The following is a 22,322-nucleotide window of genomic DNA, read 5'->3' on the forward strand; positions in this document are numbered from 1 at the left end:
CAATTACCACTTTAGTTATCTGTTATTCTGATTTGTTCTTTTCTGCTTTGTTTAATTCTTCCGGTAAATTCATCTTTTTTGTAAGTGAACCAATTTTGGTAAGATCAATATCCCCGGTCAATGTAAGAAGAACCGTTTCAATCTTTCTGTCATTTATTTCCATATCTACATTATCGATACCCGTGACAAACATTAATAATTCGCTTACATGATCTTCGTCTTTGCCGTTTTTTACATAGAATTTAACATTGGTTTCTTTGTCCTTTACCCTCATCAATTCTTCCAACGAAGAAGATTTAAGATACTTGTTCACAGTAGCCTGCATATCTGCAGAAACTGCTTTATCTTCAGTAACGAATACTTTAAGACCACTTAGGCTTTTTGCAATATTCATAAAATCCTGAGCTTCCGGATCATCCACATCCACATCCATCTTAACTAAAAGGTTAAACATGTTTTTATTAACTATTACAGAACTTACCTCATCTGAATCCTCAAATTTATCAAAAATGGATTGTGAGAAACCACTAAGAGGTAAAACTGCCATTGCTACTATTAGAATATACTTTTTCATCTTTTAAATTTTAATTGTTGTTGTAAATTTTTTGTTTTGTTTGTTCAAATTCATTTAAATAGGCTACTTTTTGGGTACCACGTTCCAAATTCTGTGCCAACAGGCCTAACGCCTTCTTTGTTTCATTATAGGCATACTCTGCCTCCTTTTGTTCCCGGTAATCATTACCGAAATATATTCCAAAGGCCATAACTGCTACTGCTGCAATAGAAATCCATTTGTGGTATGATACCCTAGGTTTTAATGGAACCTGCTTAGTAAACCGTTCGTCCTTGGCTATGGAAAAGTAAGTAAACATTGGAGCGTAATGTTCCAGATGCGGTGCGACCGAATCCTGTGAAAAATAGTCTCTTAATTGTTCCTCCTCCTCCACCGTGGTAGTAGCCTCGAAGTACTTTTCCAATAATTTTTCAATTCTATCCAATTCCATAACTATGTTTTTGCATTAATTTTTCTCTAACTGTTTTTCTTGCTCTGGAAAGTGCTACTCTTACTGCCGTAGGCTGCATTTCCAGTAAATCTGCAATTTCATTAAAATCATATTCCTCAACATCCCGCAATTGCAATACCAATTTTTGTTGATCCGGCAATTCCTCCATAATTTTCTCTACCCAACTTACGCTGTCTCTTGCCTCCAGCTGTTTTTGCAATGAAGTATTCCCATCTTCGTAATTGCTGTGAACCAGTTTCAGGTTATTCGATTGTTTCGACTTTAACCTATCCAGACAAAAGTTCTTGGTCATTGTCATCGCAAAGGCCTCAACATTTTTGTAATTCGCAATATTGTCATTCTTAGACCACAATTTCATCAGTATCTCCTGAGTGGCATCTTCTGCTTCTTCTGCGGATGTGAGTAATCTTTTTGACAATCTATATAACTTGTCTTTAAAGGGCATAACCACTTTTAAAAATTCTGATTGCGTCATTATCGGTTGTTCTGTTGTCGTATAAACCATTAAAGGTGTTTTACATAAGCAAGACGAAGTACATCGAATTTTGTTACAAAAAATTTTATTTTCTTGCAGATGTAAGTAATTTGCACCCCTTAAAGCTAATATTTTTTATATATAACAGAACTAATAACACAATTGGGGGAATAGTGTTAATGAATATTAAAATTGGAATGATAGTTGTAGAAACTATGTAAATTTGCCAAATGAAAAAGTTTCTCCTTTTATTTATAGGGATTGTCTCCCTAAATATTTCCTGCAGTAAAGATGATGACATAGGTGTCAGCGGCCCCGGAGGTGACTCAGCAAGTGTTCAGGACTTTATGTGGAAGGCTATGAATATCTGGTATTTCTGGCAATCGGATGTAGCCGACCTGGCGGATGATAGATTTAGCACCAACGAGGAGTACACTGAATTTTTATTCTCGGAAGCGGATCCTGCTGATTTTTTCGATAATAAACTGCGCTTTTCAGAAGATCGCTTTAGCTTTTATAATATGGATTATAAAGAACTCACGGATAATTTATCCGGAATCTCGCGAAGTAACGGTCTGGAATTTGGTTTATTTTTATATGGTGAGAACGATACAGATATCTTTGGGTACGTACGTTATATTGTTCCTAATTCTGATGCTTCTACAAAAGACATCTCCCGTGGAGAATTATTCACTGGGGTGGATGGGCAAAGTTTAAATGAAAGTAATTACCGGGATCTTTTGTTTGGTGAAAATGCAACCTACACATTGAATATGGCGGATATTGCAGATGGAATAGTTACTCCGAATGACAAAAGTGTGGAATTGACTAAACAGGAAGGGTTAGTTGAAAATCCGGTTTTTGTAGTAAAGTCCTTCGATATAAATGGTCAAAAAATAGGCTATCTGATGTATAATAATTTTACAAACGAGTTTGATGAAGTTTTGAATGATGCTTTCGGACAATTAAAGACTGATGGGGTTAGTGATTTAGTGCTTGACTTACGCTATAATCCGGGCGGTTCTGTAAATTCTTCCCGCTTACTTTCAAGCATGATTTTTAGTACCAATACCAATAATTTATACCTCAGACAACGTTGGAATGACAAATTGCAAGGCGTTTTTTCTGACGAGGATTTAACTGACTATTTTGCAGACAGAACAGGGGCAGGCACAACAATAAATACTTTAAACTTGAACAGGGTTTATGTATTAACAACCGGGAGTTCGGCTTCGGCTAGTGAATTGGTAATTAATGCTTTAAATCCCTATGTTGAAGTTATTAAAATAGGTGCTACAACCCGGGGCAAGAATGAATTTTCACTTACAATGGTGGATGATCCAGACCGTGATGGAGCTCCTTTTATTTATACCCCTTCCAGAGAAAACCAGATTAACCCCGATAATAGCTGGGCTATTCAACCATTGGTAGGAAGAAATGAAAATTCTGTAGGCTTCTCGGATTATTCAGCAGGTTTTGACCCTGATATTGAATTAAAGGAGGATTTGGAAAACCTGGGAGTTCTAGGGGATGAAAATGAACCATTACTGGCCAGGGCCATTGAAGAAGTTACAGGTATATCAGGGAAAAGGGATTTTACCGTAAAGACGCCTGTTGAGCCATTCACAAGCTCTAAAATGTTTACTCCAATGAAGGACAATATGGTATTGGATAAGCCTCTTCATCTAAACCTTGATTTGAAATAATAATAACTTAGAGTTTTAAACTCAATCCTAACCTAAGGTTCCGACCTCTTGTGGTGAATCCTATTACCTCGGTAAAATTGGTATTAAACACATTTTCTATGCTTAAAAAGAATTTGAGTTTATTTGCCATTACTTCTTGTGATATATAAATACCAAAAGTTGAAAAAGGTTCGAGAACCTGTTCATCAAATGTGTTAAAATCCGTATCCAGGCGTTTACCTGTATATGAATACGTAAGAGATGTATAGGTCTTGGTAGTAAAGCTATAACTCAAAGCCGCATTAAAACTGTGTTTAGGTATTCTTATAGCATTATCTCCTTTTCTTTCCGTAAAAGTGTAGTTTGCGGTCAAATTCATTTTCACAAGGGGTACCCAATCTAATTGGGCCTCAAAACCTTGTACATTAATTGTATTTGAAGCATTAAAATATTGAAAAAGAGTATTGTCAAAAAATACAAAATTGTCTTCTTTTCTATTGAAATACAAAGCGCTTAACCTTAATGTCTCATTTGCTTTATACTCCAGACCTCCTTCGGCAGTTCGGTTAGTTTCAGGTTCTAACAATGGGTTAGCACCAAAAATCCCAAATAACTGGTTTAGTGAAGGTGTGATATAAGAGGTGGCATAAGAGCCCATAAATTTTAAATAGCCCTCATCTAAAGCCATTGAATAAGACGGATTAATATTGTATACTATATGTGAACCATATTCCGAATGAAGGTTTAATCGTAGCCCGGCATTTACATTTAACCCAAAAGATGAAACATAAACCAAATTGGCATAAGGGTCTATAAGCGAGAATTCCTGCATTCCGTCCACTTCAGCTCTATCGAGATTATAATTAATTCCCAAAATGGCATATATACGATCGTCAAAGGTATATCTGTTAAACAGATCAACCACATAATTATTCCCTTCAAACATAGAAGGGAAGGCACTCCTGTTGTCCGACTTATAATTTGTAAATGATCCTTTTAAATTTAAATCCCCGTTTTCATAAGTCCATTTGGAAGAAATACCCAACCGTTTTTGTTCTGTAAGAAAAGTATAAGGAGCATCAATTAAGCCAAAAGATTCATCATAAGCACTGTTCAAATTCGTCTGATTAGCGTAAATAGTAAGATTTACCTGATCATTAAATGTATATCCTAATTTTAGATCAATATTATATCTTGAAAAAGGGTCTTCCTCGTTAGATTCGGTAATAATTGATGATAAACCATTAGTATAAACATTGGAAAAGCCAAGAGAATAAGTAAAGCTGTCAAGAGTTCCTGTTACCGAGGCGGTGTTGCTAAAATCTGCAATATTATAATTCTGTTCTAATGAAGATTGGTTCGTCCCAATACTGGATTGAAAATCACCACTAATTTTTTTGTTCGAAGCCTTCTTACTCAGAATGTTAATTACAGCAGTTGCTGCACTCATGCCATACAACGTACTGGAAGCTCCTTTAATGATTTCAATTGATTCTATTTTCGATGTGGCGAGCAATCGAAGATCATATTCTTGCGAAAAAGAAGAAGGATCAGAAACTCTTATACCGTCAATCAAGATTAAAACCTGCCTGCCTCTGCCACCCCGGGCAAAAATACCTAACACCTCTCCCTGTCTGCCACGGCTCCCGTTGATTTCAATTCCACTTTTGGTATTAATTATCTCCGCTACGGTTTTACCCTGGCTATTTTCCAGTTCCTTAAGGCCAATCTTAATTACCGTTTTGCCGGAGTTTTCCCTTTTTAAAGGAAATCTGGAATCACTGACCACCACCTCATCTAATTCCTGTAAATCCATGGTATCCCTTTGGTTCTGGGCAGATAACGTTGTTAACATTACGCAAAGAATACAAAAAAGAGAGCCTCTTTTTATCATTATAGTCAAATAATAGTGCGGGAAAATTGTACAGCTGTTCCATACGTAAACTTTTAACCCGAAAGTTTAACATTGTTTGTTGAATTGGGCAGGTCTCCTGACTTGCGTCTTGCCACCAACCTTCCCGTGGATGTTCAATTTAAAAGAACACAAACAGTGGTATTGAAGTGGTAACAAGCATTCCTTATTATAGGAACTAAGCTTACAGTTGCGGGAACAGTTCCGGAATTAAACCGGATTCCCTTTTAATTTCAATTCTAATTAAAGAAGTGAAAACCAAATTTCGTCGCTAATGTAGCACTATTTCTCTAGTCCGAGTCCCTTTTCCTTCCCAGTTTACTGATAAGCCAGAGAATTCCAACAATGAAATGAAGTATTACAATTCCCCCAATGACATAGACTATGATATTAGAATCTCTTCCCATATGAGAATTTTTAACAAATTTAGAAAGTATATAATTTTAGAAATGTGACTTTTGTTACCTTGCGAAAGTGTTTATGAATCCATTCGCAATTAAATATATAGCCCTACTTAGTTTGCTTCTAGTCCTTGTTTCCTGTAAAAAGAAAAGTGAGATTTCTTTGCCCGAAACCTTAAATATGGATATGGTTGCCATTAATTATGCCAAAGGCTTCTCAATTGAGAAGTCTGCTTCGGGAATTACCATAATCAAGGTGTTTTCTCCCTGGCCCGATGCAGAGGAGGCTTTTACTTATGCTTTAGTGCCTAAAGAACTTAAAACATTACCAATACTAAACAAAAAGGATTTTGATGCAATTATAAATGTTCCTGTGGAACGAATTATTGCCACCTCAACAACCCATATACCCGCTTTGGAGAATCTGGGAGTTATAGACAAGCTCGTAGGTTTTCCTGATACAAGATATATTTCTTCAGAAGTTACCAGGAAAAAAATAGATAAGGGAGAAATAACAGATTTGGGTAATAACGAGTCTATTAATACTGAAATGGCCATTAACCTTAATCCTGATCTAGTAATAGGTTTCAGCATAAATAATCAGAATAGGGCCTACGAAACTCTTCAGCGTTCAAATATTCCGCTTGTTTACAATGGAGATTGGACAGAAGAAACACCTTTGGGTAAGGCAGAGTGGATTAAGTTCTTTGCACCTTTCTTTAGTTTGGAGGAAGAAGCTGAAGACATTTTTAAGACTATTGAAACAAATTATTTAGCCGCCAAGGTTTTGGCGATGCAAGCGACCAACAAACCGACAGTGCTTAGCGGTGCACTATATAAAGATGTATGGTATCTCCCAGGAGGGAAAAGTTGGGCAGCCGGCTTTATTAATGACGCCAATGCAGATTACTTATGGAGTGGCACAAACGCAACCGGCAGTCTTTCATTAAGTTTAGAAAGTGTGCTAGCCAAAGCAAGAAACGCTTCATTTTGGGTTTCTCCTTCTCAATTTATATCTTATAATGAACTTGAAGAGGCTAGCAGACATTATAGACAGTTTAAAGCCTATAAAGAAGAAAAAATATACACTTTTGCCAACACCAAAGGAGAAAGTGGAGGTTTGTTGTTTTATGAATTGGGGCCTGCCAGGCCCGATTTGATCTTAAAAGACCTTATATACATTTTTCATCCCGAATTGCTTCCGGAACACCAGCTTTTCTTTTATAAACCCTTACAGTAGTGCAAAGATCAAATACATACCTGTTTCCTTTTCTAATCTTATTTTTGGTTTTGCTTTTTTGTTTTGTACTTAATCTTAGTCTTGGATCTGTAGCCATTCCGTTCAATGATACTATGAAGAGTATTTTTGGAGGAGCAGTTGCAAACGAATCGTGGCATTACATTATATGGAATTACAGGATTCCAAAGGCCTTTACCGCCATTTTAGTGGGTAGCGGGCTGTCTCTTAGTGGTTTATTAATGCAGACTCTTTTCAGAAACCCATTAGCAGGCCCTTTTGTTTTGGGAATAAGCTCAGGCGCAAGCTTGGGTGCGGCATTCTTAATCATGGGATCTACGCTATTTTCCCATTGGTTTATTTTTGAAGTCATCAATGACGTTTCCCTGGCCATCGCTTCAAGTATAGGAAGTTTTTTAGTCCTTTTGGCTGTAATTACAGTAGCCACAAGAGTTAAAGATACCATGGCATTGCTCATAATTGGATTAATGTTTGGCAGTATCACTGCTGCTCTGGTAAGCGTCCTTTCTTATTTCACGGATGCCGAAAAATTGCAACAATATATCTTTTGGGCATTTGGCAGCGTAGGAAATTTATCTGGGGTACAACTGGCTGTGTTAACCGCATTTATCCTTGCAGGCATTATATTGAGTATTATTTCTGTCAAATCGCTCAATGCCCTGTTACTGGGAGAGAATTATGCGCGTAGTCTGGGTGTGCGCTTAAAGAAGACTCGTTTCATAATTATTATAGCGACAGGTTTACTAGCAGGTGCGGTAACAGCTTTTGCAGGTCCCATTGCTTTTATAGGACTCGCGGTACCTCACTTAACCCGTCAGATTTTTAATACCACAGATCATAGAATATTGGTGCCTGCAGTACTTGTTTACGGGGCCATACTTCTGTTACTTTGTGATTTGATAGCTCAATTACCCTCATCCTCCTATGTATTGCCATTAAACGCTATTACTTCGGTTGTAGGTGCACCTGTGGTCATATGGCTATTGGTGCGAAAGAAGAAAATGATATTTTAATCACTTATAAAAACTTCTCCATCATCTCGACAAAAAAAGAAAATATCATATTAGAAGCTAAGAATTTAGCCATTGGGTATACTTCTGGTAAAAAGCAAACAGATGTAGCTGACCATATTAGTTTTGGACTGGCCAAAGGTGAGCTCGGCGCAATTGTTGGCATAAACGGTATTGGCAAATCTACACTATTGCGAACTTTGGGACGAGTACAGCCCAAATTATCCGGTTCAGTAACTATAAATAATAAACTCATTGAATCTTTAAAGTCAGATGAACTCGCAACCCTCGTGAGTATAGTTCTTACAGAACCAATTGCATCAAAAAATCTGACGGTATCACAACTTATCAGTTTGGGAAGACATCCTTATACCAACTGGATTGGGACTTTATCTGCTGAGGATCAATCAAAAATCCTAAAGGCTATTGAAATTTTAGAATTGGAGAGTTTACGACATAATAAATGTTACGAACTTAGTGATGGACAATTACAAAAGGTCATGATAGCCAGGGCCTTGGCCCAGGATACCGAAATTATACTTTTGGATGAGCCTACCACCCATTTGGATCTCTATCATAAAGTACACATATTAAAACTATTACAAAGAATAGCTCATGATACTAATAAGGTGGTTCTTTACACCACCCACGAAATAGACCTTGCTATCCAGCTTTGTGATAAAATATTTGTTATGAATAAGGACAATAATAATTTCGGCGCTCCTTGTGAACTTATAGAGAGCAAAAGCTTTGAGGATTTATTCCCCAAAGACACCATTACCTTTAACCCCGAATCGGGTTCATTTAAGATTAATAAGTAAGTTATGCTACAACTGAAAATTTAATGTTAATCAATTATCTTTACTTTACAGAATCAACACTCTATGGAAGCCTATTTGGTTTATAGTATACTTGCCTTGGTTTTTTTGGTAGCCGGTTATTTTTTAGGTAACTACATCCAAAATCTTAAAACAAAATCGAGTCACAGCACCCTTCTCGAACGTGAGCAACAGCTCAGGAATAACCTTACAGAAATGCAGAAAAGGTTAGCATTAGGTGTTGAAGAGACCAGTGAATTGCGATCGCAAAAAGAACGATTAGGGATTCAGATCAGTCGATATGAGGCCGAAATGGAAAACCTGCAGCAGAAAAATTCAGAGCAGAAGGGAGAAGTAGAAAAACTTCAGGAAAAGTTTACTAAAGAATTTGAAAATTTAGCCAATAGAATATTAGATGTAAAGTCTGAAAAATTCACCAAGCAGAATAAAGAAAATATTGAAAATATTCTTAATCCCTTAAAGGAAAAAATTAAAACATTTGAAGACAAAGTGGAGAAGAGTCAAAAAGAAAACATCAGTATCCATTCCTCCCTTAAAGAACAATTATTAAACCTGCAAAGCCAAAATTTAAAAATTACCCAGGAAGCAGAAAACCTGACAAAAGCGCTAAAGGGGGATAGTAAAATGCAAGGAAATTGGGGAGAATTAGTACTGGAGAGGGTCCTTGAAAAATCAGGTCTTGAAAAAGACAGGGAATATTCAGTTCAGCAAAGTTTTACCAGGGAAGATGGCAGCAAGGTATTGCCAGACGTAATAATTAATCTTCCTGATGGTAAAAAAATGGTTGTAGATTCTAAGGTGTCCCTTACTGCATATGAACGTTATATTAATGCTGAAGAAGAATTTCAGGAAAAATATTTAAAAGAACATATAAGTTCTATAAAGACCCATGTGGACCAGTTATCTTCAAAAAAATACGAAGATCTTTATGAAATGGAAAGCCCCGATTTTGTTCTGATGTTTGTTCCTATAGAACCTGCTTTTGCAATCGCAATAAACAATGATAACTCTATTTATAATAAAGCATTTGAGCAAAATATTGTAATTGTCACACCTTCAACCTTATTGGCAACACTTCGCACTATTGATAGCATGTGGAATAATGAGAAGCAACAAAGAAATGCCATTGAAATTGCCAGGCAGGCTGGTGCATTATACGATAAATTTGAAGGATTTATATCAGATTTAACCAAATTGGGTAAAAAAATGGATGAGGCAAAGATTGAGTATAAGGGCGCTATGAATAAATTGGTAGAAGGTCGCGGTAATATTATAACAAGCATTGAAAAACTTAAAAAAATGGGGGCTAAAGCGAAAAAATCTCTGCCGGATAAATATCTGGAAAGAGCCCAGCAAGATGATTTTGATGAAAAACTAAATTAGTATACATGAAAAAATATTTATTCATAGCGGTTACTGTTATAATTTTGGCTGTCGTCTCTTACTTTACTTTTGTCTATTATGTTCCCTATAGTGAAGGTGTCCGATCCGGAGAGTTGATTAAAATCAGTCATAAAGGCGTTGTTATGAAGACATGGGAAGGTGAATTAAGCCAGGGCATTTCAGGTGCTCAGATATTTAAATTTTCCGTGTCCAGTAGAAAGAAAGATGTAATAGATAAGCTGAAAGAATATCAGGGAGCCTATGTCAAACTCGATTACGAGGAGCGTTATGCTACGTTCTCCTGGTGGGGTGACACAAAATATTTCATTACGGAGGTTAAACTCGAAAAATCACCTCATTTTAAAAACTAATTTCTTAATAAAGGCTTGTTCTTAGCTTCAGTTGATTTCAAAAATCCACTTCATTCAAGTAATTTTGTAGCTTCTGCATCTAAAAACCAGTTTAACCTGCCTGAAATAGGCTCAACAAGAGAAGCAGGGTAAGCAGTATAGTTTCCCTTCCTCTTAATTATCTCGAATACTTTTTGCGCCTTATTCTCACCCGTAACTAAAAAAACAACCTCTTTTGCATTATTTATAATATTGCCCGTTAGAGTAACTCGTTTCTGGCCAGATTCAGGATGTTCTGCAACCTCACAGTACGCCTCAGAATTCCATAAATTAATCTGGTTTGGAAATATAGAAGCTGTATGGCCGTCATCTCCAAGGCCAAGGATAACAAGATCAAATTGTGGTTGCCTTCCAACCTTAGGAAGGTTTTTTTCTAAAAGATCTGCATATCTTTTGGCTTCTCCTAGTGGTTCATTCTCGCCTTTAATACGGTGTATGTTCGTTAAAGGAAGTTCTATTTTTGAAAATAGATACTCATTTGCCATTTTATAGTTGCTTTCCTCATCATCCGGTGGAACGCAGCGTTCATCACCCCAATAGAATTGAACTTTGGACCAATCTATCTCATTTTTAAAATGGCTTGCCAATTCCTTAAAAACCTCCTTCGGAGTACTCCCACCTGACAGGGCAATATGTAAAATATTATTTTTAGATATAAGATTTGTAAGGTATTCTGAAAACGACCTCGCTGTTTGCTTTTTTGATCCTGCTATATTGACTTCCATCCTCCAGACCTAACAAATTACACAGAAACCAGGATCATCTGCAAGGTTTTCCCCCGGGTTCCGCCAGCTCAAATGTCCTTCAAAAAGTTCGTCGGCATTTTGAGGACCCCAGACTCCAGAGGAATAGCCATAGGTTTTAACATCTTTGCCGGTCTTCCAATATTCTAAAATTGGATCCACAAACTCCCAGGCCGCTTCCACTTCATCTGCCCGCGCATATAATGTTGGATCTCCCTGCATAGCATCCAACAAGAGTCGTTCATAGGCACTCATTACGTTTGTCTCTGCTAAGCCGGAATAGTAAAATTCAAGATTCGCTCGCTCTACCTTAAAACCCTGCCCCGGAACTTTAACCCCGAATTTTATTAAAATACCTTCATCTGGTTGTATGCGTATAATCAACTTATTGTCTTTATCAATAATCCCTGATTCACTAAAAATATGATGATGAGGCGATTTAAAATGTATTACAACTTCGGTAACTTTTGTAGGCATTCTTTTTGCAGTTCTTACGTAAAAAGGCACATCTTTCCATCGCCAGTTATCGATGTAAAATTTTAATGCCGCATAAGTTTCCGTAGTAGATTCAGGATCCACACCTTCTTCTTCTCTATAGCCTGGTACCGTTTCGCCCATTATTTCCGAAGTCAAATATTGGCCTTTAATCGTGTTTTTAAAAAGTGTTTCTTCATCTCTCATAATCCTCAGAGACTTCAGGGCTTTTACTTTCTCATTCCTTATTTCTTCAGCTTTATCATCAATAGGTGGTTCCATTACTACCAATGAGATAATTTGCAAAAGGTGATTCTGGAACATATCCCGTAATGCTCCCGATTTATCATAATAACCACCTCTTTTTTCAACTCCTACTGTTTCCGCATTAGTTATCTCCACATGATGAATGTAATTTCTGTTCCACAAAGGCTCAAATATGCTGTTTGCAAATCTGGTTATCAAAAGGTTTTGAACTGTTTCTTTACCCAGGTAGTGATCTATCCTATAAATCTGGGGTTCATTAAAGTATTTTTGAAGCCCACTATTTAGATTTTTAGCGGTTTCGTAACTGTAACCAAATGGTTTTTCTACGATAATCCTTTTCCAGCCCTGAGACTCATCTGCTAATTCCTGGCCGGCGAGATTCATTGCAATAGTCTCATAAATATTTGGAGGAGTCGACAAATAGAACATAAAATTGTTTTCCGTACCATGCTTTTCGTTAAGTGAAGAGATACGTTCTTTTAATTTGCTGTAATCTGAATCGTAATCCTTCCCGATATCAGTATAAAAGATCTTATTGGCAAAGGCCTTTATATAGGCTTCGTCATGGTCATTAAGCATCTCCTTTAAATACATACTTTTAGTAACAACCTTCTCTCTAAATTCCTGATCACTTAAAATACTTCTGCTGGTTCCTAAAACGACAAAGTTTTCGGCCAGATGGTTTCCCTTATAAAGATCAAACAAAGCCGGAATAAGCTTTCTTGCTGTAAGATCACCTGAAGCACCAAAAATTATCAGCATTTGATTTTCTACTTTACTCATAGACAGTTAAGTTAATTATTTAGTTTTAAACTTTGAGAGAAAATGTAAAGAGACCCTTAATTGAATATTTTAAATTATTTTTGAATCTCGCCTTTGGCTAAGATAAAATTTATTTGTTTCTCCAAAAGAAGAAATTTGAGGTATCCATCCTAAGTCGAATAAACATATAAAACCATAATTATGGAAAATAAGACATATGATTTTGGACTGGTGGGCCTTGGTGTGATGGGTCGAAATTTTATTTTAAATGTCGCAGACCACGAATATAAAGCTTATGGCTATGACCTTGATCCTGAAAAGGTGAGTGCGTTAATAAAAGAAGGGGGAGATAAAGACAGGGTGAATGCGTCTGGTGATATTAGTTCTTTTGTTGCTGCCCTCTCGCAGCCTCGCAAAATTATGTTGTTGGTGCCCGCTGGAAAGATTGTGGATGCTGTGATTGAAAGTTTACTGCCCTATTTAGCACCGGATGATATTATAATTGACGGAGGAAATTCATTTTTTACAGATACAGACAGACGAGAAGCGTATTTACAATCCAAGGGAATTCATTTTTTTGGTGCTGGTGTTTCCGGTGGCGCAGAAGGGGCAAGAAAGGGCCCTAGCATTATGCCAGGTGGCTCCAGAGAGGCATATAAAGAAGTACAGCCTATTTTTGAAGCCGTGGCAGCCAAATTTAATAATGAACCTTGTGTGGCCTATATGGGTCCAAAATCGGCAGGAAATTATGTAAAAATGGTGCACAATGGAATAGAATATGGATTAATGCAATTAACCGCTGAATTTTACGATCTGCTTCAAAAGGGAGGACAGCTAGACAATGATGAATTACAAAAAGTCTATGCTGAATGGAACAAAGGAGACCTGCAATCCTTTTTGGTGGAGATAAGTGCAAAAATATTTGAGAAAAAAGATCCAATGGGTCAGGGTCAATTAGTAGATAAAATATTAGATAAAGCCAAGCAAAAAGGCACGGGTAAGTGGACTTCTCAAAACGCAATGGATATTGGAATTCCGATTCCGACAATAGATATTGCGGTTAGCATGCGCGAGATCTCAGCTCTAAAACAAGAAAGAGGATTAGCGTCAAAAATTTATGAGCGAGGTACCACAGACTTTGAAGAAAAGGAAAAACTTATTGCAAAAGCGGAAAAAGCCATGTATTTCGCATTTATAATCACGTATGCACAAGGAATGCATCAATTAAGGGCCGCTTCAGATGAATATGGATATGAGCTTAGTCTGGCAAGTATAGCCAGAATTTGGAGGGCCGGATGTATTATAAGGGCGGCTCTGCTCGAAGATATTGCCAAGGCTTTTGAAGACGACAAAGAATTAGCAAATCTTCTTTTGGCACCTTCATTTGTAGAAAAAATACAGGATTCTTTAGGAGCGGCAAGAGAACTCGTGACTTATGCAGCAGAGAATGGCATTCCTATGCCGGGACTTTTTAACTCACTAAGTTATTTTGATGCCTATACCTCTGAGAGACTGCCTTTAAATCTTATTCAGGCTCAGCGAGATTATTTCGGATCACACACCTATGAACGAACCGACAGAGAAGGTATTTTCCATACCGATTGGAGTTAATTTTGTCTAAACTTATTACCTTTTTAATAGATGCAGGAAGTTGATGATAAAAGAAAAAACAATTCTATAATTTTATGAAAAGATAATATAACTAACCAGCATAAACCAAAGCCTTACAATTGAACAAATAAAAACTATAGTAGCATAAATATGCCGTGAAAATTTAGTCATTTATAGCTACGAGATGAAACCTCAGCAAATGAAATTTCTTGCCTCATATATATTCTTCCTTGTAGTTTATGGCGGAATAGCCCAAACCGAGCAGTTATCCATTCAGGATATTAATGGTATTCACGTGGTAAAAACCGGAGAAATTTGGTTATCACATGAACACATATTGGTTGATTTTATTGGGGCAGATAGTATAATTTCCAGTTCCTGGAATAAGGTTGATGTTTCAAAACAGGTACTCCCTTTTCTGTTAGAACTTCAGAACTTTCATGTGAAATACTTTATTGATGCCACTCCACAATACCTGGGTAGAGATGTACACCTATTAAGGGAGCTTGCAGACAAGACCGGCCTAAGAATTATTACGAATACGGGCCTTTATGGGGCTCAGAATAACAAGTTTATCCCAGACATTGTCAGGAAAAAAACTGCTGAAGAATTAGCACAACAATGGCTATTAGAATTTGAAGAAGGAATTGACGGAACCACCATAAAACCTGGTTTTATAAAAATAGGCGTAGATAATACGGATTCACTAAGTCCAATGCATGGGAAGTTAGTTAAAGCCGCAGCCCTGTGTCACTTAAAAAGTGGTTTAACAATTGCCTCACATACAGGAAAGGCACTATCTCTATGGCCACAATTGGAGATTCTTTCTGAGCAAGGGGTATCGTCAAAAGCTTTTATTTGGGTCCATGCGCAAGCTGAAGAAGAAGAATCAAACTACCAAAAGGCTGCAGAAACGGGTTGTTGGATAAGCCTTGATGGTCTAGCCTGGGAAATGGACAAACATGTTGAAAAATTGGTATATGCGAAAAGAAATGGTTTTTTAGATCAAATTCTGATATCACACGATGCCGGATGGTATGACCCACAAAAAAAAACGCAAAACATTCAACCTTATACACCCATCTTCAAAACACTAATTCCATTGCTAAGGTCTAAAGGATTTACCGAGGATGAAATTAATCTTCTAATTTCAGTTAACCCTTCTAAGGCCTATGCCATTCAAAAAAGGAGCATAGGTACAAAGCGAGAAAATCCATAAATATCAAATTCATGCTGATTTGGGAATATTGTTCCTTCGACTTATTTGCTCAAATACATCTTTCGTTTAGAATACAGTTCGTAGAACTGATCATCTTTCAAATTATCTATAAACAAGATACTCTCTCCCGTACTTTTCATTTCAGGCCCGAGGTTTTTATTTACATTCGGAAATTTATTAAATGAGAAAACGGGTTGTTTTATTGCAAATCCATCCAGCTTGGGACTAAAGTTAAAATCACTTACCTTCTTTTCCCCCAACATTACCTTTGTCGCATAATTAACATAAGGTTCTCCATATGCCTTAGATATAAAAGGCACCGTTCGGGATGCTCTTGGATTAGCCTCAATGATATACACCAAGTCATCCTTTATAGCGAACTGAATATTGATTAAACCAACTGTATTAAGGGCAAGAGCAATTTTTTTGGTGTGATCCTTAATTTGCTGCATTACAAATTCACCCAGGTTGAATGGTGGCAGGGTAGCATTAGAATCCCCTGAATGTATCCCGCATGGTTCTATATGTTCCATAATACCTATTATATATACCTCTTTTCCATCACATATGGCATCGGCCTCGGCTTCTATGGCACCGTCCAAATAATGATCCAATAAAAGTTTATTATTAGGTATTTTTCGTAGCAGATCTACCACGTGTTCTTCCAATTCTTCCTTATTGATTACTATTTTCATTCCCTGACCACCCAGCACATAGGAAGGTCTTACCAATAGCGGGAAATCAAGTTCATCTGATAAATCCAGAGCTTCTTCTGCACTTTCTGCAACTCCAAAATCTGGATAAGGAATATTATTAGCCTGCAATAATTTTGAAAAGCTTCCCCTGTCTTCAGCAAGGTCTAAAGACTCAAAACTAGTCCCTATTATTTTAATCCCGTATTTATCTAACTTTTCCGCTAATTTAAGGGCGGTCTGTCCACCTAACTGAACAATTACACCCTCTGGCTTTTCATGTCTAATAATGTCATAGATATGCTCCCAAAACACCGGTTCAAAATATAATTTATCTGCAGTATCAAAGTCTGTAGATACAGTTTCCGGGTTACAATTAATCATGATAGTTTCATAACCGCATTCGGCAGCTGCAAGTACGCCATGCACACAACAATAATCAAATTCAATCCCCTGACCTATTCTGTTGGGTCCTGAACCAAGTACAACAATTTTTTTTCGATCTGTTACGATGCTGTCATTGGACACAAACCGCTCCCCCTCAGGGGTTTCAATTTCCTCTTCAAAAGTAGAGTAATAATAAGGTGTCATAGCCTTAAATTCAGCAGCACATGTATCTACCAATTTGTAAACCCTGTTAATCTTTAGTGCTATTCTTTTCTTATGCACTTCACTCTCATAGCAGTCGAGCATATGGGCTATTTGTCTATCTGCAAAACCTTTCTGTTTGCCTTCGAGCAGCAATTCCCTGGGCAGGCTTTCAATGGTATATTTAGATATTTCTTTTTCAAGCAGATTCAATTCTTCATATTGTTTAAGGAACCACATATCTATTTTTGTGATTTCGTGTATTCTGCTAAGAGGAATCCCCAGTTGTATGGCATCATAAATTACAAAAACCCTGTCCCAGCTTGGAACCGTAAGTTTACTTATAATCTGGTCATAATTTTTATATCCTTTCCCGTCAGCTCCCAGGCCATTTCGCTTAATTTCAAGAGACTGAGTAGCTTTGTGCAGGGCTTCCTGAAAAGAACGTCCTATTCCCATAACTTCTCCAACCGATTTCATCTGGAGACCCAGAGTTCTGTCTGACCCTTCAAACTTATCAAAATTCCATCGAGGTATTTTAACAATTACATAATCAAGTGTTGGCTCAAATAATGCTGAGGTGGATTTGGTTATCTGATTTTCCAATTCGTCCAAAGAGTAACCAATGGCTAATTTAGCCGCAATCTTGGCAATAGGATATCCTGTAGCTTTTGAAGCCAGGGCAGATGATCTGGATACCCTTGGATTGATTTCAATCGCAATAATATCTTCTTTTTCATCAGGACTCACTGCAAATTGAACATTACATCCTCCGGCAAAATCTCCAATACTTCTCATCATGTGTATTGCCATATCGCGCATCCTTTGAAAAGTGCGGTCAGATAAGGTCATGGCAGGTGCTACTGTAATAGAGTCTCCGGTATGGATACCCATTGGGTCCATATTTTCGATGGTACAAATAATGACTACATTATCATTTTTATCGCGTAGTAATTCAAGTTCATACTCCTTCCATCCCATGAGAGCCTTGTCTATCATGACCTCATGTATGGGTGATACTTCAAGCCCTACACTTAAAAGATCATCAAAATCCTCCGGTTTATATACAATTGAAGCCCCGGCACCGCCAAGTGTATAAGATGCTCTGATTACCAGGGGAAAACCAAATTCCTGGGCAATCTCCTTTCCCTCAAGAAAGGAAGTAGCAGTAGATTGGGGAGCCATTCCGATACCTATTTTAAGCATTAGCTCGCGGAATTTCTCACGATCTTCCGTGATATTTATGGCGTCTATATCAACACCAATAATATCAATTCCAAAGTCATCCCAAATACCTTTGTCTCCGGCCTCAATACACAAATTCAGGGCAGTTTGTCCACCCATTGTCGGCAATACTGCATCAATATTCGGGTGCTGTTTTAATATATGAACAATAGACTTGGTGGTAAGTGGAAGAAGATAAATATGATCTGCCATAGAAGGATCAGTCATAATAGTAGCGGGATTACTATTTATCAGGACGGTCTCAATACCATCTTCTTTTAATGAACGCAGAGCTTGTGAACCAGAATAATCAAATTCACATGCCTGTCCAATTATTATTGGTCCGGACCCAATTATTAGTATTGATTTTAAATCCTTACGTTTTGGCATTTCTCTGTTTTTTAGATATTGTATTCCTTATTGGATAAAAAAAAAGGTGCTACTTTTAAAAAGTAACACCTAATTATTTTAAAAAAATCAATCATTATTTTTTATGTCTCGGCTCTGAAGATACACTAAGTTTTTTTCTTCCTTTAGCTCTTCTTCTCGAAAGAACCTTACGTCCGCTTACTGAAGCCATGCGCTCCCTGAATCCATGTTTATTTCTTCTCTTGCGCTTGGATGGCTGATATGTTCTTTTCATTACTGCTTTTTTTACTTTGGCTTCCCAAAATCTGCGCGCAAATATACAAAGAGTTTTTGCTTTGGCAAATGGAATTAAAAAAATATTTCGGATAGTTTTAGTACTTTTGCGGGAACTTCAAAATTCTTGCATTAAAAGTTGAAAAAGTTATCATATTTACTGATTTATCTGTTCATTAATACAACATTATTTGGGCAATCCACGATGCAGTACAACCTATCCCTGGGTGATGTTTTTACAATTAAGCAGGACGCAAATCAAATTATAACTCAGGAAATAGATGGAGCTACCCATGAAATCACCAATACACTTCAAGGGATAATGGAATTTAGAGTTAAGGGTGATAATAATAATACTTATGCTATAGACGTAATGTTTAAAGACCTGAACTTAAAAATAACATCGAGTATTCAGGGAGAATTGATTGACGTAAACGCAAAGAATTTTCAGAAAGATGATGCGCAATCTAAAATCTTTAATAGTCTATTAGATGTTCCTATACAAATTATTTTAGCCAGAACAGGAGATGTTTTAGAAGTAAATGGCGGTGATAGCCTGGTATCAAAAATGGCTAATGCATCTGGTTTGGAAGATGAATTTTCAATAAACATGATGAAAAAATCTCTGGAAAAAGAATTTGGCTCGGAAGCGCTTGCCGATAGTTACGAACAACTAACGTTCATATACCCTGCCACTCCCATTGAGGTAGGTGATAGCTGGAAAAATGAATATGCGGGTAAACTTCAGGCTCAAAACACATGGACCCTTAATGAGATAACCGAAGCCAGTGCAAATATAGAGGGAAAAGCCCTGGTGGTAATGGATGTTGTTGAACCTGCTTCAACAATGAAACTGAATGGTACTCAGAACTCATCTGTAATAACAGATATCATGACTGGTTTTGTTAAAAAAATGACGGTTCATGGATTAGCTGAAGGATATACAACTATGACTCAGACGGGTGATCAGGAAATCCCAACAAGTATAAAATCTACAATTATTTACGAATTAATAGAGAATTAAATATGTTCAACAAGTATATTAAACTGGTTATTGCTGGTCTTATCATTGCATATGCCGTCTACCAATTCATAGAGGGCAATATTGGAAACGGTATTTTTCTGATTTTACTTTCTTCAATTTTTGTGTTTCTTTATTTCAGGAATGAATTTATTCTTCTGGCTTTCCTTAGGATGCGTAAACAGGATATGCAAGGAACAGAAAAATGGCTAAAGAAAATAAAGAATCCTGAATCTTCGCTTACCAAAAAACAGCAAGGTTATTACAATTACTTATTCGGTATTATCTTTTCCCAAAAGAATCTAACCCAGGCTGAAAAATATTTTAGAAAAGCACTTAAATTGGGCTTAAACATGGACTATGATGTAGCCATGGCCAAACTTAGTCTGGCGGGTATAGCGATGCAAAAAAGACGAAAAAGAGAAGCTACAACACTCCTTCAGGAAGCCAAAAAACTTGATAAGAACAACATGCTTACCGAGCAGATAAAAATGATGCAGCAGCAAATGAAAAAAATTTAAAGGCTTACTTTGATACTTTGTAGTACCCCTTATTAGGAATTTCTAGAGTATAGGTTTTACCGGAAGCATTATTAAGATGAGGTTCTCTTAACCAGGCGTTGTGCCGTTTAAGAATTTTGTAATTGATTTCATAATGCTGTGCGAAATCTGCAAAATTTTGTACCGGTTCATCTACCACCACGTCAAATGTTGGTACCGCATTGTAAAGGTCATCATTTTCAATGTCAAATCCGTATTTTTCCGGATTACTGAGTATTTCCTTAATGGCCAGAATCCGAAAAACATATCGGCCTGTTTCCTCTCCTAACAGTAAATCATAATAATCATTGGCCTGCTGTATTCCCATATATTTGTTTATAGAGCCTGGACCGGCATTATAAGCTGCCGCAGCAAGGGTCCAGCTACCATATTTTTCCTTATATTTCAGCAAATATCTACACGCCACCTCAGTAGACTTTTCAAGGTGGTAACGCTCATCAACATTGTCATTTATTTCCAGACCATATTCGCGGCCAGTGGGCTTCATTATTTGCCAAAATCCTGTAGCTCCGGCATGGGACACCACATTTTGCAAACCACTCTCGGCTACTGCCAAATATTTGAAATCATCTGGAATGCCATTTTTAGAGAGTATAGGTTCAATTACGGGAAAATATTTATGAGCGCGCTTCATTAAAAGCAAAGCATTTGATTGCCAATAGGTATTTACCAAAAATTCTCTGTCTACACGTTCCATTATTTCAGGGTCTTCCTGAGGAACTATTTCGTTAGCAAAATTTAAATCAGCCGGAATTTCAATAGCTGAAATTCGATATTCACTGGAAACATTTTTGTCCTTTATTTCCATTTCCTTCCCCTGGTATTCATCACCAAAATTTTTCCCTTGTTGCACAGCAAAGATTAAGGTACTTATTACAAAAGCAACCCCTAAAAGCATCAACGAATTCTTAATTATTCTCATAATATATTATTTAGTGACCTATCAAAGGTATAAAATACAACTCCTTTATTCCAAAATAATTGTGGGCAATCGTTCATTAAACCATTTAAATCTATGAATAATCATGGTATGGGTGCCATTCTCAACTACATGACAATTCTTGATATATTGAATAGGAAAAACCGCATCATTATCTCCATGGATATGAATTAAATTTGGATCGTAACTGCTTTGATCCCAATGAACCATGTTATCTATACACCAATCTATGTAGTATTTATCGCGCACAGCCAGGTATTCCTCATATAATTTCAGACGTTTTGTAACCATCTCCCCAAAAGCGTATTTAACTAAAAGCTCAACATTATTTACCAATCCGGTTGGTAGTAATTTATGGATTTTGGTGTATTTAGCAAATAGCAGGCGTTTAGGTAATTCTGATTTTTGTTTGATGCTCGAAATGATAATTACTTTTTCTACTTCTACAAGCTTTGCCATTTCCTGCACAAGCAGTCCACCTAAAGATACACCTATAAGCACAGGTTTTTTATGTCTGATTTGTCTGCACATTGCGGCTGCATAGGCTTCAAAAGTAATTCCGTATTCCGGAATAAACCATTCTAATAAATGTATTTCAAATCTGTTTTTTGGTAATTCAATGTTTTTAAAAATAGCAGAGCTTGCGGCCATTCCCGGCATGAAATAAACTGGAATTTTAGTGTTGCCCATTTAATCTAAACTATTGAATTTACTAGGAAATTAGCAATTTTTTTCTTAATTTTGTGCGCTGATTGTTAAATTACCACTGCCAGTTAGAGTATTAAACATTGGCCGACAATATTGATAATTACGGTTCTTGCAAGATCGTAATTTTTTATCTGAAACCATTTTAAATCATACTATATGAATGAAGTAGCAATTAAGGATAATAGTTTCTTGCGTCAATTTGAAACTAAGGTTGATGGTCATCTTGCCAAGATTGAATACTCTTCGCAGGAAAGAAAAGTTTTTTTAACCAAATTGGTTATTCCTGAGGAAATATCTCAAAAAGGGTTCAAAGAAGAATTTATTAAGTCGGTTTTGAATCTCATACAGGAGCAAAACCTTAGAGTGGTTCCAACAAGTCCTCAAATTGCAGGTTTTTTACGAAAGAACAGACAATATAAGGAAATGCTCCCGGTAGGCATCCGGATTTGAAAATTTAGAAACCTCCTTTCTGG

The 22,322-nt window shown here is 36.9% G+C and carries 21 protein-coding genes and 1 riboswitch; of the genes, 11 read left to right on the forward strand and 10 right to left on the reverse strand.

What is annotated here, in order from left to right; all coding sequences use genetic code 11:
* Positions 1-22: 22 nt before the first annotated feature.
* The 3 genes from Q0X66_RS01445 to Q0X66_RS01455 are packed head-to-tail and all read right to left on the reverse strand — an operon-like array spanning position 23 to position 1,500.
* On the reverse strand, positions 23-574 hold the full coding sequence (locus tag Q0X66_RS01445) for a DUF4252 domain-containing protein (RefSeq protein WP_297702701.1): 552 nt from the start codon (positions 572-574) through the stop codon (positions 23-25).
* A gap of 10 nt (positions 575-584) precedes the next feature.
* Positions 585-1,004, reverse strand: coding sequence for a hypothetical protein (locus Q0X66_RS01450; protein ID WP_297702702.1), 420 nt, complete (start codon positions 1,002-1,004; stop codon positions 585-587).
* Positions 991-1,500, reverse strand: coding sequence for a sigma-70 family RNA polymerase sigma factor (locus tag Q0X66_RS01455; RefSeq protein ID WP_297702833.1), 510 nt, complete (start codon positions 1,498-1,500; stop codon positions 991-993). The genes Q0X66_RS01450 and Q0X66_RS01455 overlap by 14 nt, the downstream gene beginning before the upstream one ends.
* Before the next feature lie 230 nt (positions 1,501-1,730).
* Here Q0X66_RS01455 and Q0X66_RS01460 point away from each other — a divergent pair, with 230 nt between their 5' ends.
* Positions 1,731-3,206, forward strand: coding sequence for a S41 family peptidase (locus Q0X66_RS01460; protein ID WP_297702703.1), 1,476 nt, complete (start codon positions 1,731-1,733; stop codon positions 3,204-3,206).
* A gap of 7 nt (positions 3,207-3,213) precedes the next feature.
* On the opposite strand, the gene Q0X66_RS01465 is transcribed toward Q0X66_RS01460, so the two are convergent.
* On the reverse strand, positions 3,214-5,040 hold the full coding sequence (locus tag Q0X66_RS01465) for a TonB-dependent siderophore receptor (RefSeq protein ID WP_297702704.1): 1,827 nt from the start codon (positions 5,038-5,040) through the stop codon (positions 3,214-3,216).
* A 108-nt stretch (positions 5,041-5,148) separates the two neighbouring features.
* Positions 5,149-5,375, reverse strand: a riboswitch (cobalamin riboswitch).
* Positions 5,376-5,616: 241 nt separating this feature from the next.
* On the opposite strand from Q0X66_RS01465, the gene Q0X66_RS01470 reads away from it, so the two are divergent.
* From Q0X66_RS01470 to Q0X66_RS01490, 5 genes are all read left to right on the forward strand, one after another.
* On the forward strand, positions 5,617-6,738 hold the full coding sequence (locus Q0X66_RS01470; RefSeq protein ID WP_366938653.1) for an ABC transporter substrate-binding protein: 1,122 nt from the start codon (positions 5,617-5,619) through the stop codon (positions 6,736-6,738).
* Complete coding sequence (locus tag Q0X66_RS01475; protein WP_297702706.1) at positions 6,738-7,769, forward strand: iron ABC transporter permease; 1,032 nt, start codon at positions 6,738-6,740, stop codon at positions 7,767-7,769. Before Q0X66_RS01470 ends, Q0X66_RS01475 begins: the two co-directional genes overlap by 1 nt.
* Positions 7,733-8,587 carry an ABC transporter ATP-binding protein gene (locus Q0X66_RS01480; RefSeq protein ID WP_297702707.1) on the forward strand — a complete coding sequence of 285 codons (855 nt, stop codon included), beginning with the start codon at positions 7,733-7,735 and terminating at the stop codon, positions 8,585-8,587. The genes Q0X66_RS01475 and Q0X66_RS01480 overlap by 37 nt, the downstream gene beginning before the upstream one ends.
* Positions 8,588-8,650: 63 nt before the next feature.
* Complete coding sequence (gene rmuC, locus Q0X66_RS01485; RefSeq protein WP_297702708.1) at positions 8,651-9,988, forward strand: DNA recombination protein RmuC; 1,338 nt, start codon at positions 8,651-8,653, stop codon at positions 9,986-9,988.
* 5 nt (positions 9,989-9,993) lie between these two features.
* A complete protein-coding gene (locus Q0X66_RS01490) occupies positions 9,994-10,359 on the forward strand; it encodes a 6-phosphogluconate dehydrogenase (protein ID WP_297702709.1) in 366 nt (121 codons plus the stop codon).
* Positions 10,360-10,409: 50 nt separating this feature from the next.
* Here Q0X66_RS01490 and pgl read toward each other — a convergent pair whose 3' ends face one another.
* Together pgl and zwf are read right to left on the reverse strand one after the other, a co-directional pair.
* Positions 10,410-11,123, reverse strand: a complete 714-nt coding sequence (gene pgl, locus Q0X66_RS01495; RefSeq protein WP_297702710.1) for a 6-phosphogluconolactonase — start codon at positions 11,121-11,123, stop codon at positions 10,410-10,412.
* 9 nt (positions 11,124-11,132) lie between these two features.
* Complete coding sequence (gene zwf, locus Q0X66_RS01500; RefSeq protein ID WP_297702711.1) at positions 11,133-12,665, reverse strand: glucose-6-phosphate dehydrogenase; 1,533 nt, start codon at positions 12,663-12,665, stop codon at positions 11,133-11,135.
* A 180-nt stretch (positions 12,666-12,845) separates the two neighbouring features.
* On the opposite strand from zwf, the gene gndA reads away from it, so the two are divergent.
* Positions 12,846-14,255, forward strand: coding sequence for an NADP-dependent phosphogluconate dehydrogenase (gene gndA / locus Q0X66_RS01505; protein ID WP_297702712.1), 1,410 nt, complete (start codon positions 12,846-12,848; stop codon positions 14,253-14,255).
* Positions 14,256-14,454: 199 nt separating this feature from the next.
* A complete protein-coding gene (locus Q0X66_RS01510) occupies positions 14,455-15,474 on the forward strand; it encodes a phosphotriesterase (RefSeq protein ID WP_297702713.1) in 1,020 nt (339 codons plus the stop codon).
* A gap of 41 nt (positions 15,475-15,515) precedes the next feature.
* Here Q0X66_RS01510 and carB read toward each other — a convergent pair whose 3' ends face one another.
* Both carB and rpmH read right to left on the reverse strand, forming a co-directional pair.
* A complete protein-coding gene (gene carB / locus Q0X66_RS01515) occupies positions 15,516-18,368 on the reverse strand; it encodes a carbamoyl-phosphate synthase large subunit (RefSeq protein WP_297702714.1) in 2,853 nt (950 codons plus the stop codon).
* Positions 18,369-18,462: 94 nt separating this feature from the next.
* Complete coding sequence (gene rpmH / locus Q0X66_RS01520; RefSeq protein WP_297702715.1) at positions 18,463-18,621, reverse strand: 50S ribosomal protein L34; 159 nt, start codon at positions 18,619-18,621, stop codon at positions 18,463-18,465.
* 138 nt (positions 18,622-18,759) lie between these two features.
* On the opposite strand from rpmH, the gene Q0X66_RS01525 reads away from it, so the two are divergent.
* Together Q0X66_RS01525 and Q0X66_RS01530 are read left to right on the forward strand one after the other, a co-directional pair.
* Positions 18,760-19,644 carry a DUF6263 family protein gene (locus Q0X66_RS01525; protein WP_297702716.1) on the forward strand — a complete coding sequence of 295 codons (885 nt, stop codon included), beginning with the start codon at positions 18,760-18,762 and terminating at the stop codon, positions 19,642-19,644.
* Positions 19,645-19,646: 2 nt separating this feature from the next.
* On the forward strand, positions 19,647-20,162 hold the full coding sequence (locus Q0X66_RS01530; protein WP_297702717.1) for a DUF2892 domain-containing protein: 516 nt from the start codon (positions 19,647-19,649) through the stop codon (positions 20,160-20,162).
* Between the two features lie 4 nt (positions 20,163-20,166).
* Here the strand turns inward: Q0X66_RS01530 and Q0X66_RS01535 are convergent, their stop codons facing one another.
* Together Q0X66_RS01535 and Q0X66_RS01540 are read right to left on the reverse strand one after the other, a co-directional pair.
* Positions 20,167-21,123 carry a lytic transglycosylase domain-containing protein gene (locus tag Q0X66_RS01535; RefSeq protein WP_297702718.1) on the reverse strand — a complete coding sequence of 319 codons (957 nt, stop codon included), beginning with the start codon at positions 21,121-21,123 and terminating at the stop codon, positions 20,167-20,169.
* 45 nt (positions 21,124-21,168) lie between these two features.
* Positions 21,169-21,831: an alpha/beta hydrolase gene (locus tag Q0X66_RS01540; RefSeq protein ID WP_297702719.1), complete on the reverse strand. Its 663-nt coding sequence runs from the start codon at positions 21,829-21,831 to the stop codon at positions 21,169-21,171.
* Between the two features lie 174 nt (positions 21,832-22,005).
* On the opposite strand from Q0X66_RS01540, the gene Q0X66_RS01545 reads away from it, so the two are divergent.
* Positions 22,006-22,299: a GNAT family N-acetyltransferase gene (locus Q0X66_RS01545; protein ID WP_297702720.1), complete on the forward strand. Its 294-nt coding sequence runs from the start codon at positions 22,006-22,008 to the stop codon at positions 22,297-22,299.
* Positions 22,300-22,322: the final 23 nt, after the last annotated feature.

Origin of the sequence: uncultured Eudoraea sp. (genome assembly GCF_947260015.1) — a bacterium.
GTDB lineage: Bacteria > Bacteroidota > Bacteroidia > Flavobacteriales > Flavobacteriaceae > Eudoraea.